We start from the raw sequence: 14,784 nt of genomic DNA, 5'->3' as shown, positions 1-14,784 counted from the left end.
GCGCCGGCGGTCTAGTTCCGGGACACGGCTTTAGCGCTACGCCGCGATCCACGACGGGTTCAGCACTCTTGGGGACCACTGTAGTAGCCAACCCCGGTCGCGGTCCGTGCCCGCTGCGCCACATTCTTGCGCGGCACACTGCCCAACGGCGCGTTGGCCTGCAGGATTCCTGTTCTCGGGGCCGTTCCGCTCAGCGCGAACAGCTCCGGCCGAGTCGTGACGCACCGTGCTCGAGCTCAGGACTCGACCCCTCCTCCGACTCGCCGTCCCCCGATCGGGACCACCATGGGAGTACCCGCCACCGGGTCCTGAATCACGCGGGCACGGAGGTCGAAGACGTCGGCGAGCAGCTCCTCGGTGAGCACGTCGCCCGGTTCACCCGACGCGACGACGCTGCCGTCCTTCATGGCGACGAGCCGGTCGGCGTAGCGAGCGGCCAGGTTGAGGTCGTGCAGCACCATCACCACGGTCCGGCCGCTCTCCTCGTGCAGCCTGCCGACCAGCTCCAGGACGTCCACCTGGTGGGACAGGTCGAGGTAGGTGGTCGGTTCGTCGAGCAGCAGCAGGTCCGTGCCTTGCGCCAACGCCATGGACAGCCAGGCGCGCTGCCGCTGGCCGCCGGAGAGCTCGTCGAGGGTGCGGTCGGCCAGGTCACCGATGCCCGTCATGGCCAGCGCCTCGGCCACCGTCGACTCGTCGTCGCCGGACCACTGCCGGTACCAGGACTGGTGGGGGTGTCGGCCGCGCGCGACCAGGTCCGCCACCGTCAGGCCCTCCGGCGCCACCGGGGACTGCGGCAGCACGCCGAGCACCCGGGCAACCTCCTTGGTCGACATCTTGTGGATCTTCTTGCCGTCCAGCAGCACCTCGCCGCGCGCCGGTCGCAGCAGGCGACCGAGGGCGCGCAGCAGGGTGGACTTGCCGCACCCGTTCGGGCCGATGACGGCCGTGATCGAGCCGCTGACGGCCTCGAAGTCCAGCCCGTCGGCGACGACCCGGTCGCCGTAGGCCAGCTTGAGGTCCTGTGCCCGCAAGCGGGCGGTGGCGGCCGGTGCCTGCTCGGTGTGGGCAGAGGTGGACGCGGTCATGCTCGGACCTCCCGGTACCGACGGACGAGCAGGTAGATCAGGTACGGGGCGCCCAGGATCGCGGTCACGACACCGACCGGCATCTCCAGGGAGCCGAACGCGGTCCGGGCGATCACGTCCGAACCCACCACCAGCGCCGCACCGAGGACCGCCGAGGTCAGCAGCGGTGGGCGCGAGGTGCGCGCGACCCGCAGCGCGATCTGCGGAGTGGCCAGCGCGACGAACTGGATCGGCCCGGCCGCCGCGGCGGCGATCGAGGCCAGCGACACCGAGGCGAACAGCAGGAAGCCCCGGGCCAGGTCCATCCGCACGCCCAGGCCCCGCACGGTGTCGTCGTCGAACTGCAGCGCACCCAGCACGTGGGCGCCGACCAGCGCCAGCGGGACGAGCACGGCCAGCGCGACGCCGGTGGGCACGACGTGCTCCCAGCCGCGGGCGTTGAGGCTGCCGGTCAGCCACACCATGGCGCGACCGGCGTCGTTGACGTCACCCACGGTCAGCAGCCAGTGGACGGCGTTGCCCGCCAGTGCGCTGACGCCCACGCCGACCAGCACCAGCCGGTAGGAGTCCACGCCGCGCCGGTAAGCCATCAGGTAGACCGCGATGCCCGTGACCAGACCGCCGACGAGCGCCACCACCGGCAGCCCGTAGTCGGACAACGCGCCGGACAGGCTGCCCGCGGTCCCGGCGAACACGATCATCGCGACTGCCGCGCACCCGGCGCCCCAGGTGATGCCGAGCATGTCCGGGCTGGCCAGGGGGTTGCGGACGAGCGCCTGCATGAGCGCGCCCGCCAGGCCGAGCGCGGCGCCGACGAGCAGCGCGGTCAGCCCGCGCGGCATCCGCAGCTCCCAGATGATGATCGACTGCGCGCGGCCGCCGCCGCCGAAGAGCGTGCTGAGCACCTCGGCCGGGCTGATCTGGTACTCGCCGATGCCGACGTCGAGGACGAACACCGCCAGCAGCACCAGCAGCCCTCCGGCCAGCGCCAGCAGCGGTCGCAGCCGGAAGACCCCGGAGAACGGGCCGACCCGGAGCGGTCGCCGCCCGGCGACCCGGTCGACCGGCCGGTCCTGAACGGTCGCCGTCATAGCCGCACCAACTTCCGGCGTCGCACGAGCGCGATGAAGAACGGGGCGCCGACCATCGCCAGCATCACGCCCACCTGCACCTCGGCAGGCCGGGCGACGATGCGGCCGAGCACGTCGGTCAGCAGCACGAGCGAGGAGCCGAGCAGCGCGGCGAAGGGCAGCAGCCAGCGGTAGTCGGCACCGGTGAAGTAGCGGGCGACGTGCGGCACGACCAGACCGACGAAGCCGATCGGCCCGCAGACCGCGACCGCGGCCCCGACCAGCACGCTCACCGCGGCGATGCCGGTCCGCCGCGCCCAGGCCACCCGGTGGCCCAGCGACGCGGCCACGTCCTCGCCCAGGGACAGCGCGTTGAGGCTGGTCGCGTTGGCCAGGCCCAGCGCCAGTCCGAGGGCCAGGAACGGCGCGACCTGGGGCAGCACGGAGGCGTCGGTGATCGCGATCGACCCGATCCGCCAGAAGCGGTAGGTGTCCATCGTCTGCTGGTCGGTGAGCACCAGCACGGAGGTGATCGCGTGCAGCAGCGCGCTGATCGCCGTGCCGGCCAGTGCCAGCGTCACGGGCGTCGCGCCGCCACGGCCGATCGAGCCGATGGCGAACACCGCCACCGCGCCGAGCAGCGCACCGGCGAAGCCGAACCAGATGAAGCCGAACAGGGTGCTGATGCCGAACGTGTAGACGGCGAGCACGACGCCCAGCCCGGCGCCCTGGGTGATGCCGAGGATGCCGGGGTCGGCGAGCGGGTTGCGGGTGTGGCCCTGCATCAGCGCGCCGGCCAGGCCCAGCGCGGCACCGGCGAGCACGCCGGCGAGCGTGCGCGGGATCCGCAGCTCCCGGATGATCAGGTCGTTCTCGGTCCCGGTGGGGGCGAACAGCCCGCTCCAGACGTCGGTGACCGGGATCGTCTTGGCGCCGATCGCCACGCTCAGCACGGCGCTGGTGACGAGCACGGCCAGCAGGACCCCGAGACCGGTGAGCCGGCGGGAGCGCCTGCGCGTGAGGCGCTCGTCAGGTGCGGCGGACGCGGTCTCCGACGTGGGCGGCTCGGCGAGAGCCTCCGTTCGAGCCACGTCCCACTCCCCTTCGGTGTTCACCCGGACGTGCCTAGGTTAGGACAACCTAAGCCGCACCGACAGGGTGGGTGGGATGTTCACCGTCACAGCCGAGGCGGCAGCAGTTCTTCCGCATCGGGCCCGGGAAAAGGTGAACACCTGTGCGCGAACGGCCGCGCGAGCCGTGATGCCTGCGATTCCGCAGTAGTTGATCAATCGGTTCACACGGGAAAATCAGTTGTCCGAACGCGACAAGAGGCGTTTACCGGACCCCGACAGCCCGGCAAACGCCTCTCGAACGCGACTTCAGTTCGCCTGGTGGTACTGCTCGACGATGTCGGCCGGGATACGACCGCGGTCGGAGACCTTCAGGCCGCGCTTGCGCGCCCATTCCCGAATGGCCTGGTTCTGCTCGCGGTCGGCGCTGGTGGATCCGCCGCCGCTGGAACGCGAACCGGAACCCGGGCGCGGACCCGGCTTCTTCCGGCCACCGGCACGCCGCGCGTTGGAGACGTAGTTGGCCAGCGCCTCCCGCAGATCCTCGGCATTGTCGGAGGAAAGGTCGATCTGGTACGAGACCCCGTCCAAACCGAACTCGACGGTTTCGTCGGCCTGACCACCGTCCAGATCGTCGACAAGGGTGACAGTGACCTTCTGCGCCATCTTCGAAGTCCTCCCCGAGCAAAAAACTGTGCATTAGCGGGACAGCAACCATCTGCCGGGAGCGGAAACCCCCTCGCCAGAACGCCAGCCGCACTTGGGCAAGCACGCCAAAAGCCGTCGCCGACACATTCTGAGGTCAGGTTAGCGCAGCAACTCCGATATTGCACTCATCCGGTCCACAAAATTCTGATGAGCCACCCTGATCGGGTCATTCCGGGCGGACCAAGGGGAAGAGGATCGTCTCCCGGATACCGAGGCCGGTCAACGCCATCAACAACCGGTCGATACCCATTCCCACGCCTCCGCTGGGGGGCATTCCGTACTCCAGAGCGCGGAGGAAGTCCTCGTCGACCGGCATGGCCTCGTCATCTCCGGCCGCCCCGAGCTTGGCCTGCTCCTCGAGCCGCTGGCGCTCCACGACCGGATCCACCAGTTCCGAGTAACCGGTCGCCAGCTCGAAGCCGCGGACGTAGAGGTCCCACTTTTCCGCGACGCCCTCCTTCTCGCGGTGCTGCCGCGTGAGGGGCGAGGTCTCGACCGGGAAGTCGCGGACGAAGGTGGGGGCGGTCAAATGGTCACCGACGGCGTGCTCCCACAGCTCTTCCACGAGCTTGCCGTGACCCATCTTCGGATCCACCTGCAATCCGAGCGCGTCCGCGTGCTTGCGCAGCGCCTCGACGGGCGTTTGCGGGACGATCTCGGATTCGAGCGCCTCCGACAACGACTCGTACATCGTGAGCGTCGCCCACTCGCCGGAGAGGTCGTACTCGGTTCCGTCGAACCACGTCACGACCTGCGAACCGGTCACTCGCTCGGCCGCTTCCTGGATGAGCGCCCTGGTCAGATCGGCCATGTCGTTGTAATCGGCATAGGCCTGGTAGAACTCCAGCATCGCGAACTCGGGCGAGTGGGAAGAATCACTGCCCTCGTTGCGGAAGTTCCGGTTGATCTCGAAAACCTTCTCGATCCCACCGACAACACAACGCTTCAGGTACAACTCCGGCGCGATGCGCAGGAACAGGTCGATGTCGAAGGCGTTGGAATGCGTGGTGAACGGGCGTGCGGCAGCACCGCCCTGCAGCGTCTGCAGCATCGGGGTTTCGACCTCGACGTAACCGCGCTGCTCGAACGAAGTGCGCAGGGACCGCTGCACCGCGGCGCGCGTGCGCACCGCTTCGGCCGCCTGCTTGCGCACGATCAGGTCGACGTAGCGCTGCCGGACGCGCATTTCCTCGCCGAGTTCCTTGTGCATGACCGGCAGCGGGCGCAGCGACTTCGCCGCCATCCGCCATTCATCGGCCATCACCGAGAGCTCACCGCGCCGGGAGGTGATGACCTCACCGTGCACGAAGACGTGGTCCCCGAGGTCGACTTCGCCCTTCCAGGACGTCAGCGACTCCTCGCCGACCTGCTTGAGGCTGAGCATCGCCTGCAACTCGGTGCCGTCGCCCGCGCGCAACGTGGCGAAGCACAGCTTGCCGGTGTTGCGCAGGAACATGACGCGTCCGGCGACACCGACCTGCTCACCGGTCGCGGTGTCGGGTTCCAGGCCCTCGTGGGCGGCGCGGACCTCCGCGAGCTCGTGCGTGATGGGCAGCGTCACCGGGTACGGGTCGATTCCGGCGGCGAGCAGGCGCTCCCGCTTCTCCCGCCGGATCCGCATCTGTTCCGGCAGGTCTTCGACGCCGTCAGCGCTTGCCGGGGGATTGGAACGATCCTGGTCAGTCACGCGCAACAGGGTACGTAGTCGCGGCGATCCCGCTTCCAGCGGCCTGCTCAGCAGCGCAGGTCGAGACGCCCGCGCGCTCGACGACCGGCGCTCAGCGGAAGTTGCGGTCGTAGACCAGGCGCAGTCCCAGCAAGGTGAGGTCCGGGACGTGGTGGGTGATCGTGGCGGACTCGGAGAACACCAGGGGCGCCAGGCCTCCGGTGGCCAAGACCGTGGTCGGACCGCCGTGGGTGGCCTCCAGCTCGTCGACGATGCGGCGGACGAGCCCGTCGACCTGCCCGGCGAACCCGAACAGGATTCCGGACTGGAGGCATTCGACGGTGTTCTTCCCGATCACCGATCGGGGCCGGACCAGCTCCACCTTGCGCAGCTGGGCCGCACGGGAGGCCAGCGCGTCCAGCGAGATCTCCACGCCGGGCGCGAAGGCGCCACCGAGGAACTCGCCCTTGGCGGAGATCGCGTCGATGTTCGTCGAGGTGCCGAAGTCCACGACCACGCAGTTGGTGGCGTGCAGGTGGTGCGCGGCGAGCGTGTTGATCACCCGGTCCGCGCCGACTTCCTTCGGGTTGTCCACCAACAGCGGCACCCCGGTCCGCACGCCCGGCTCCACGACCACCCGGGGCACGTCGGTCCAGTAGCGCTCCAGCATCACCCGCAGCTCGCGCAGGAGGGCGGGCACCGTGGACAGCGCCGCGATCCCGGTGATGTGCTCCGCGTAGTCGCCGAGCAGGCCGCGCATGGTCAGCGCCATCTCGTCCGCGGTCATCCGCGGTTCGGTGCGCATCCGCCAGTCGCGGACCAGCGTCGCCGCCAGGTCCGGCGGGTCATCGACGTCGTCGTAGAGCCCGAGCACGATGTTGGTGTTCCCGACGTCAACGGCCAGCAGCACGAGCGATCCCTTCGCACGAGGAGCACAGGGCGGGCGAGGACCGGGGGTGCTCCCCGCTCACCTCGCGGAGCGGCCGGCACCGCCACGGGTTCGGCGCGCACCGGCACGCATCGGGAACGGCGCGCGGAGTCCCCGGAACCGCTGCGCCCACCCCTTCCGGGGTTCCTCCCGCCCGGACTGCCCTGCGGGGCACGCGACCACCAGGCAACCGGGTCAGCTCTCCGGCTGCTGGAGGAGGGCGTCCAGCTTCGCCGCGTCGTCGGTCTCCGCGTCGGCCTGGGAGGTGAGCAATCCCGAGCCCGCCGGAGCGTGCCCGGGGTTGGTGCCCAGCTCCACCGGCTTGTTGTCGGCGTCGACGAAGATCACCTTCGGCTTGAAGGACCGGGCCTCCAGCTCGTCCATCACGCCGTAGGCGATGAGGATCACGATGTCACCGGGCTCGATCAGGTGCGCGGCGGCACCGTTGATCCCGATGACGCCGGAGCCGCGCTCGCCGGTGATCACGTAGGTCTCCAGCCGGGCCCCGTTGGTGACGTCGACGATCGCCACCTGCTCGCCCTCGAGCAGGTCCGCGGCCTCCATCAGGTCCTGGTCGACGGTCACCGAGCCGACGTAGTGCAGGTCGGCCTGGGTGACGGTGGCCCTGTGGATCTTGGACTTCAACATCGTGCGGAACATCGCTGACCTCCTCAGGGCCCGGTTCACTCGCCGAGCAGGACCAGTGCGTTGTCGATCAACCGGGTGGAACCGACCTTCGCGGCCACCAGCAACCGCGCCTCACCGGAGGCCGGGGCAGGCCCCAACTCCGGGTCGCGCAGCTCCAGGTAGTCCGGCTCCACCAGGGGTTCGGTGGCCAGCACCTCGCGCGCGGCCGCGAGCACCGCCTCCGGACCACCCGAGGCGGCGTGCGCACCGGCGGTCAGCGACGCCGACAGCGCCAGGGCCGCGCGCCGCTGCTCCTCGTCCAGGTAGGCGTTGCGGCTGGACAGCGCCAGGCCGTCGGACTCGCGGACGGTGGGGATGCCCTGGACCTGCGAGTCCAGGTTGAACTGCCGCGCCATCTTCCGGATCAGCACCAGCTGCTGGTAGTCCTTCTCGCCGAAGAACGCCAGGTCGGGGCGGACGATGGTGAGCAGCTTGAGCACCACGGTGAGCATCCCGTCGAAGTGCCCCTTGCGGCTGGCGCCCTCCAGCTCCTCGCCCAGCGGACCCGCGTGCACCGACAGCTCGCGGCCGTCGGCGTACATGCCCTCCACCGTCGGCGCGAACACCAGGCCCACGCCGGCTTCGCGGCAGGCCTCGACGTCGGACTCGAACGTGCGCGGGTAGCGGTCGAAGTCCTCGTTCGGCCCGAACTGCAGCGGGTTGACGAAGATCGACACCACTACAACGGCGTTGATGTCCTGCTTCGCCCGCTTGATCAGCTCCAGGTGACCGCGGTGCAGCGCGCCCATGGTGGGCACCAGGTGCACCCGGCGCCCGGTCGCCCGCAGCGCGCGGGTGACCTGCGCCAGCTCCGCCGGGTCGGAGTGCACGGTCAGCTCGCCGCGCTGGTAACCGGGGTTGTTGGTCATCGTCGACTCCACATCGTCGCCGCGGGGCCGCGGTCAGGCCTGTTCCTCGTCGAGGGCCTCGCGCACGCGCTCCGCGACGTCGTCGCGCAGCAGACCGCTGCGCTCGGACCGGTACGCCGTGCGGCGGGCGAGTTCGCGGTACCCGGGCACCACGTCCGGATCGGCGTCCCCCAGCGCCTGCAGGTGCCGACGCACCGTCCCGGCGTCCCCGCGCACCACCGGGCCGGTGTAGGCGCGGTCGCCCAGCCGGAGCGCGTTGTCCAGCGACGCCGACAGCAGCGGCGCCATCACCCGGCCCGGCACCTCCACCCCGGCGTCGCGCAGCAGCTGCTGGCACTCGTTGACCAGCGTGATCAGGTGGTTCGCGCCGTGGGTGAGGGCCGCGTGGTAGAGCGGGCGGGATTCCTCCGGGATGCGCACCGGTTCCATGCCCAGCTCGATCGCGATGCTCTCGGCGACGCTCCAGCCGGTGATCTCGTTGGCGGTGATCACCATGCAGGCGTCGGAGAGCCGCTGGACGTCCTCGGTGCGTCCCGTGAAGGTCATCGCCGGGTGCATCGCCATCGGCAGCGCGCCGATCGCGGCGGCCGGTTCGAGCGCGGACACGCCCTGCGCGCCCGACGTGTGCACGACCAGCTGGGAGGCGTGCAGCGCACCGGCGGACACCAAACCCCGCACCATGCCGGGGATCGCGTCGTCCGGGATGGCGAGGACCAGCAGTTCCGCGTCCTGGGCGACCTCGTCCGGCGGCTTGATCGGCACGCCCGGCAGCAGCTCCTCCGCGCGGCGGAGCGAGGCGTCCGACACGCCGGACACCGCGGCGACCTCGTGCCCGACCCGCTGCAACGCGGCGCCCAGCACGGCACCCACCCGACCCGCGGAGATGATGCCCACGCGCAGTCGAGGGCCCGTGGGTTCAGCAGACATCGCCACGTGTTCCCTCCAAGAACCGTTCCAGTCCCGCTACCGGGTACCAGACAGCGCCGCGAGAGTAGCCCCAACACGGGGTCCCGGGGCTACACCGCGACGGCAAAGGTGGCGAGAACCACGCGATCGAGCCCCGCTCACCGACGCGGTTTGGGGACGCGGCGGGTGAGCTCGTCGAGGTTGATCTTCGCGGTCTGGATGGCCTCCTGGCGGCCGGCCGCCGAACGACGGGCCTGCTTGAGGTCTTCGACCAGCTTCTCCCGGCGAGCCCGGCGGGCGGCGCTGGTGGTGCGACCGGCCTCCGAGCGGTGCTGCAGGAACGCGAGCTCGGTGACCGCGATCTGGTAGTCCCGCACCGACTTCGCGGCCTGGGCGCCCGCGCGCTTCTTGACCTTGCGCAGCCAGCCCTGCCTCCCGGTCAGGCTCGCCAGCAGCTCGACCTCGCTGCGCGCGATCAGCCCGGCCCGCTCCAGCTTCGGCAGCTGCTCGATGACGATGCGCTGTTCCCGCTTCCGCTGCCAGATGCTCAGCGCGAAGGTGCCGAGGAACACCGGCACCATGATCAGGAAGTAGACGTTGATGAACCCGGTGCCGCCGAGGAACGTCGCCGCGTTCCACACCGCGTGCAGCAGCACCGCCACCACGTAGCCACCGACGAGCCAACCGAGCTGCTCGATCCGGGTGCGCGCGCCCCACGCGAAACCGACGGCGATGCCGAACATCGCGGTGAACAGCGGGTGCGAGAACGGCGCGAGCACGCCCCGCAGCACGAACAGCGCCACGACCGCTCCCCCGGTCACGCCGCCGTCGGCGAAGGCCTTGCCGAAGTAGAGGATGTTCTCGGTGAAGGCGAAACCGGCGGCGGTCAGCGACGCGTAGACGATGCCGTCGACCAAGCCGTTGAAATCGGCGCGGCGGCGCATCCACAGGCCGACCACGAACACGGCCTTGGCGGCCTCCTCGACCACCGGTCCCACCACGGCGGTCAGGAAGAAGCGGTGGTCCGCCTGGCCCAGCAGGAGGTTCGCCACCGACTGCGAGGTGGTGTTGAGCAGCAGCGAGCAGGCGGTGGCACCGCCGGCTCCCCACAGGAACGCACCGATCATCAGCATCGGCGGTTCGGGTTCCCAGCGGTCGATCCACACCGTCGCAGCGACCACGATCCCGACCGGCAGCAGCGCGGCGGCCGCGCCGAACACGGCGGGCAGGGCACCCACCCGGGAAGTCGTGATGCCCAACATGACCAGCCCGATCATGCCGAGCAGGAGCAAGCCGGCGATGGGCCAGCCGACGGCGTGGTGCTTGCGGCTCTGCAGCCGCCGCGCGCGGGAGAGGTCGGCGATCGGCGCCGCGTGATCGTGACTCGACACGCCCCAGACCCTAGAGAACGCGATTCGCGGCTGCCCCCGTGGTCACCTTCTCGCAACCTCAGGAACGACGACGGCGGCGGCGCTGGCCGTCCGGCGAACCCCCGTAAGCAGCGAGGAGGTCGTTGACCGAGGTTCCGGCGGTGTGCGCACCGGCCGGGTCGGGCGCGGTCGGCCGCTGGTAGGCCGACCGGTCCGGGCGGCGAGGGGCCGAGGTGTTCGGAACCGGTTGTCCCGCCGGCTTCTTCGACGCGGGCTTCGACTGGTCGTGCACCGGGACTTCGCCGGAGAGCTTGGCCATCACGTCGGTCTTCGCAGCGGCGGCCGGGACCGGCTGCTGCTTCTTCGGCTGGACCGGCTGCTGGATCGTCCGCGGACGCTGCTGGAGGACCGTGCCCTCCCCTTGCGGCGGCCGGTCCGGCAGCGAGCGGACCCGGGTGGACTCGGCGCGCAGCGCGACCCGCTCGAAGAGCACGTCACCGCCGATCACCTGCTCGAGGGTCGTGCGCAGCTTGGTCAGCTCGGCCTGCAACGCGCGGATCTGCGCATCGGACTGCTCGGTCGCCTGGCGCCGCGCCTCCGCCTGTGCTTCGAGCTCGTGCTCGCGACGGGCGGCGATCTCGCGCTCCAGCTCCAGCTCGTAGATCCGCTGGCGGTCGGCCGCCACCTGCTCGGTCTCGGCGACCCGGTGGCGCAACCGCGCCACGGCGAAGGCGCCCAGCAGAGCGGCCCACAGCGCAGCGATCAGGCCGAGGCGGAGCAGCCGGGCGTCGTCGCTGAGCACCAGGACCGACGTGGCGGCCGCGGCGAGCACGAGCGCGCCTCCCCACAGGACGTGGGACCGCCCGGTGTCGGGGTCGGTTTCGTTCGTGCCGCGCTCGGACATGACGACCACCGTACAAGGCGGTTATCTGTTCGAGACCTCAAGGTGCACCGAACCGTTCACGCATTGCCCGGAGCGACGCAAGGGCCGCTGCGCCGAACAGAGCAGAACTTGTTGAGGGATCGCGTTGGTCAGCAGTGCGCGCAGCAGAACCCGAGCGGCTCCGCGGACTCCGTGCGCCGCTCCTGATGAACGCCGGTACACGCCGTCGCGGCGTGCTCGCCACGAAACCGCTCAGAACCTGCGGCGGTGCCGGCTGAGTCCCGCACCGGGGGAGAACAGCTCCGCCCGTGCCTGAACTCCCAGCCGCGACTCACTCTTCCTCGTCGTCCTCGTCCGGCTCGTCCGGGTTCCGGAGGCAGTGCTCCAGCCACAGGCCGGCGCCGATCAGCGCGGCCGCGCTGACCAACCCGATGACGGCGGCGACGGTGTCCGACTGGGCGGCGTTGACCGTGCCCAGCATCGGCAGCAGGTAGCCGAGCAGGCCGATCCACCCACCGGCCATGATCGCGCCGGCCAGCGACGACGCCTTCGCCAGCGCCACCGCGCGCGCCGCGGTCAGCGCCTCGACGGGTTCCACCCCGGGTTTGCGCTGGACGCGGGGTCGCAGCACGAAGGCCAGCACCACGTCCACGGCAGCGATCAGCAGCAGCGTCGCTCCCGCCAGCAGCGGCAGCGGCGGGAGATCCCCGTACACCGGACCGCAAGCCAGGAACACCACCGCAGCGGCCACCAATCCCCCGGTGACCAGCTGCCCGGGCTTGGTGAACGTCATCTCCTCAGTACGTCGCGGCGACACACCCCCAGCATCCCACCTCACGCGCCCCACCGACCGGCTCCCCAGGCGAAGGCCACTCCTCCCCTGCCCACCCACCGGTCACGCAGTCCGCAGCCTCCGAGGGTGCAGCCAACGTCGCGGCGAACCGCAGTCGCGGGTCCGTGCGTCACCGCGTCGGACACGATCCGCTCGGTCGGGGCACCACGTGTTCGCCCCGGACCCCCGGTCGCCCGAAGATCACCGCGGATCTCCCGACCCCGACAACCGCGGGGTCCTGAGCGCGACAGGAACCCGGCGGTAGCGCTTCGGCTGCCTGATCACCTTGAGGGCGGGCCGTGGACAGCACCGGGCGGAGGGACGCGCGACGGGAGTGTCGGAGCCCAGGCACCCCCGTCTTCTGTGGAGGGGCGGGGTCCTTAGAGGAGGAGGTCCTCGCGGAGGCGCACGCCGTCGACCTCCGACCGCGGCAGGGCGGCGAGGAGGTCCGCGACCGGCCCGTGGCCCGGGAGCTGGGCGTCGGGCTCCACCGCCAGCCACGGGATGAGGACCGTGGCGCGCTGGGGGGTTCCCGGGTGCGGGAGGAGGAGGTCGGGGTGGCTGCTGCGGACGTCGTCCACCGTGACGACGTCGACGTCGAGGGTCCGGGGCCCCCAGCGCTGCTCGCGGACCCGCTCGGCCTGCTGCTCCAGCGCCTGGGCGCGGCGGAGCCAGCCCCACTCGTCGACGTCCGAGGACTCCACGATGAGGACTGCGTTGAGGAAGTCCGGCTGGTCCGTGACGCCCCACGGGGCGGTCTCGTAGACCGGGGAGGCGGCGACGAGGACGTCGGAGAAGCCCTCGACGGCCACCCGCAGGTAGCTCAGCCGGTCGCCGAGGTTCGAGCCGAGGGACAGGACCGCTCGGCTCACGCCGGCACCACGTTCCCGCGACCGCCCCGCCGGGAGCGGCGGATGGTGACCGCGACGTCGGCGAAGCTCAGCGGGATCGGCGCGTGCGGCTTGTGCAGCGTGACCTCGGTGGCGTAGGCGCGCTCGTCCGCCATCACCCTGTCGGCGATCTCGGCGGCCACGGTCTCGATCAGGTCGCGCGAGGGACCACCGACGATCCCGGCGGCCATCTCGGCGAGCTCGCCGTAGTGCAGCGTCTTGTCGAGGTCGTCGTTCGCCGCCGCGTCGGCGAGGTCGATCCAGACGGTGATGTCGACCTTGAACAGCTGGCCGTCCTGCTTCTCGTGGTCGAAGACGCCGTGGTGACCGCGGACCTCCAACCCGGTCAGCGTGATCCGGTCAGCCACGGCGATCACCCCCGCTGCGCCACGCAGCCGTCACCGCGACCGCGTCCAGCGAGCGCTGCACGTCGTGCACCCGCACGCCCCACGCGCCCCGGTCGGCCGACAGCGCCGAGACCACGGCGGTGGCCGTTTCGCGGCCGTCCGGCGGACGCGGCGTGCCGTCCCCGTCGGCCAGCAGCGCGCCCAGGAACCGCTTGCGGGAGGCCCCGACCAGGACCGGGAACCCCAGGTCGACGAAGCTGTCGAGGTGGTGCAGCAGCTGCCAGTCGTGCTGCGCGGTCTTCGCGAAGCCCAGGCCCGGGTCCAGCACGATCGCGTCCTCGGAGACGCCCGCGCGCACCGCCGCGTCGACCTGCCGGAGCAGCTCCTCGCGGACGTCGGTGACGACGTCGTCGTACTCGGCCAGCGCGTTCATGCTCTTGCTGTGCCCCCGCCAGTGCATGAGCACCCACGGCAGGCCGGTGTCGGCGGCGACGTGCGCCATCTCGGCGTCCGCCAGCCCACCCGAGACGTCGTTGATCACCGAGGCGCCTGCGCCGGCCGTCACGGCGGCGACCTTGGCGCGCGTGGTGTCCACGCTGACCGGCACACCCGCCGCGACCAGCTCCTGCACCACCGGCAGCACCCGCTCGACCTCAGTGGCCGCGTCGACCCGCTCGGAACCGGGCCGGGTGGACTCGCCGCCGACGTCGATGATGTCGGCGCCCATACGGTGCATCTCCACGCCGTGCGCCACCGCCGCGTCGCGGTCCAGGTAGCGCCCGCCGTCGGAGAAGGAGTCGGGCGTGACGTTGAGGATGCCCATCACCGCGCAGCGCGGCGGGTGGGGCAGCTTGGCGTGCATCAACGCCCCCTGATCAGCGACAGCGCCTCGGACCGCGACGACGCCGAGCTGCGGAAGATGCCGCGCACGGCCGACGTCGTGGTCGTCGACCCGGCCTTGCGCACGCCGCGCATGCCCATGCACAGGTGCTCGGCGTCGATCACCACGATCACCCCGCGCGGCTCCAGCCTGCGCACCAGCGCGTCAGCGACCTGCGAGGTCAGCCGCTCCTGCACCTGGGGGCGCTTGGCGTAGAGGTCGACCAGGCGGGCCAGCTTGGACAGCCCGGTCACCCGGCCCTGCTCGTTCGGGATGTAGCCGATGTGGGCCGTGCCGTGGAACGGCAGCAGGTGGTGCTCGCACTGCGAGTACACCGGGATGTCGCGCACCAGGACCAGCTCTTCGTGGGCCTCGTCGAAGGTCTTGTCCAAGACCTCGTCGGGATCCGTGTAGAGCCCCGCGAACAGCTCGCGGTAGGCGCGCGCCACCCGCTGCGGCGTCTCCTTCAGGCCGTCGCGGTCGGGGTCCTCACCGGCTGCGACGAGCAGCTCCCGGATCGCGGCCTCGGCGCGGGCCTGGTCGAACTGTGGCATGTGGAAAGAGCCGTCGGGGCGGGAGTTCCCCGCCCC

General features: G+C 71.1%; 16 protein-coding genes. All 16 read right to left on the bottom strand.

Going from position 1 to position 14,784, the window contains the following annotated elements; all coding sequences use genetic code 11:
- Positions 1-236 precede the first annotated feature (236 nt).
- The 16 genes from EIL87_RS10695 to folE all read right to left on the bottom strand — a co-directional run bounded on the left by EIL87_RS10695 (position 237) and on the right by folE (position 14,748).
- Positions 237-1,088, bottom strand: a complete 852-nt coding sequence (locus EIL87_RS10695) for an ABC transporter ATP-binding protein (protein ID WP_125090081.1) — start codon at positions 1,086-1,088, stop codon at positions 237-239.
- Positions 1,085-2,179, bottom strand: a complete 1,095-nt coding sequence (locus tag EIL87_RS10690) for a FecCD family ABC transporter permease (RefSeq protein ID WP_125090080.1) — start codon at positions 2,177-2,179, stop codon at positions 1,085-1,087. Before EIL87_RS10690 ends, EIL87_RS10695 begins: the two co-directional genes overlap by 4 nt.
- Positions 2,176-3,138 carry a FecCD family ABC transporter permease gene (locus tag EIL87_RS10685; protein WP_407690534.1) on the bottom strand — a complete coding sequence of 321 codons (963 nt, stop codon included), beginning with the start codon at positions 3,136-3,138 and terminating at the stop codon, positions 2,176-2,178. The genes EIL87_RS10690 and EIL87_RS10685 overlap by 4 nt, the downstream gene beginning before the upstream one ends.
- A 399-nt stretch (positions 3,139-3,537) precedes the next feature.
- Positions 3,538-3,894 carry a histone-like nucleoid-structuring protein Lsr2 gene (locus tag EIL87_RS10680; RefSeq protein WP_125090078.1) on the bottom strand — a complete coding sequence of 119 codons (357 nt, stop codon included), beginning with the start codon at positions 3,892-3,894 and terminating at the stop codon, positions 3,538-3,540.
- A 208-nt stretch (positions 3,895-4,102) separates the two neighbouring features.
- Positions 4,103-5,557, bottom strand: a complete 1,455-nt coding sequence (gene lysS / locus EIL87_RS10675; protein WP_125090181.1) for a lysine--tRNA ligase — start codon at positions 5,555-5,557, stop codon at positions 4,103-4,105.
- Positions 5,558-5,714: 157 nt separating this feature from the next.
- Positions 5,715-6,512, bottom strand: a complete 798-nt coding sequence (locus EIL87_RS10670) for a type III pantothenate kinase (protein ID WP_125090077.1) — start codon at positions 6,510-6,512, stop codon at positions 5,715-5,717.
- Positions 6,513-6,725: 213 nt separating this feature from the next.
- Entirely contained in the window at positions 6,726-7,190 is a 465-nt protein-coding gene (gene panD / locus EIL87_RS10665) for an aspartate 1-decarboxylase (protein WP_125090076.1), read from the bottom strand.
- Positions 7,191-7,213: 23 nt separating this feature from the next.
- A complete protein-coding gene (gene panC / locus EIL87_RS10660) occupies positions 7,214-8,086 on the bottom strand; it encodes a pantoate--beta-alanine ligase (protein WP_125090075.1) in 873 nt (290 codons plus the stop codon).
- Positions 8,087-8,119: 33 nt separating this feature from the next.
- Positions 8,120-9,013 (bottom strand): Rossmann-like and DUF2520 domain-containing protein, encoded by an 894-nt coding sequence (locus tag EIL87_RS10655; RefSeq protein WP_125090074.1) that lies wholly within the window; start codon positions 9,011-9,013, stop codon positions 8,120-8,122.
- Between the two features lie 137 nt (positions 9,014-9,150).
- Positions 9,151-10,383: a PrsW family intramembrane metalloprotease gene (locus EIL87_RS10650; protein ID WP_233576170.1), complete on the bottom strand. Its 1,233-nt coding sequence runs from the start codon at positions 10,381-10,383 to the stop codon at positions 9,151-9,153.
- A gap of 58 nt (positions 10,384-10,441) precedes the next feature.
- Positions 10,442-11,266, bottom strand: coding sequence for a DUF6779 domain-containing protein (locus tag EIL87_RS10645; protein ID WP_233576169.1), 825 nt, complete (start codon positions 11,264-11,266; stop codon positions 10,442-10,444).
- A 310-nt stretch (positions 11,267-11,576) separates the two neighbouring features.
- Complete coding sequence (locus EIL87_RS10640) at positions 11,577-12,038, bottom strand: DUF3180 domain-containing protein (protein WP_125090072.1); 462 nt, start codon at positions 12,036-12,038, stop codon at positions 11,577-11,579.
- A gap of 419 nt (positions 12,039-12,457) precedes the next feature.
- Positions 12,458-12,949: a 2-amino-4-hydroxy-6-hydroxymethyldihydropteridine diphosphokinase gene (folK, locus tag EIL87_RS10635; RefSeq protein ID WP_125090071.1), complete on the bottom strand. Its 492-nt coding sequence runs from the start codon at positions 12,947-12,949 to the stop codon at positions 12,458-12,460.
- Positions 12,946-13,335 carry a dihydroneopterin aldolase gene (folB, locus tag EIL87_RS10630; protein ID WP_125090070.1) on the bottom strand — a complete coding sequence of 130 codons (390 nt, stop codon included), beginning with the start codon at positions 13,333-13,335 and terminating at the stop codon, positions 12,946-12,948. Before folB ends, folK begins: the two co-directional genes overlap by 4 nt.
- Complete coding sequence (gene folP, locus EIL87_RS10625) at positions 13,328-14,176, bottom strand: dihydropteroate synthase (protein ID WP_125090069.1); 849 nt, start codon at positions 14,174-14,176, stop codon at positions 13,328-13,330. The genes folB and folP overlap by 8 nt, the downstream gene beginning before the upstream one ends.
- The gene (gene folE / locus EIL87_RS10620) at positions 14,176-14,748 is read right to left on the bottom strand and encodes a GTP cyclohydrolase I FolE (protein WP_199740356.1); all 573 of its coding nucleotides are present in this window, start codon (positions 14,746-14,748) and stop codon (positions 14,176-14,178) included. The genes folP and folE overlap by 1 nt, the downstream gene beginning before the upstream one ends.
- Positions 14,749-14,784: the final 36 nt, after the last annotated feature.

The sequence above is a fragment of the Saccharopolyspora rhizosphaerae genome (genome assembly GCF_003931915.1).
Taxonomy (GTDB): Bacteria; Actinomycetota; Actinomycetes; order Mycobacteriales; family Pseudonocardiaceae; genus Saccharopolyspora; species Saccharopolyspora rhizosphaerae.
The sequence above is the reverse complement of the archived record's forward strand: the minus strand, read 5'-3'. Positions and strand labels throughout refer to the sequence as shown.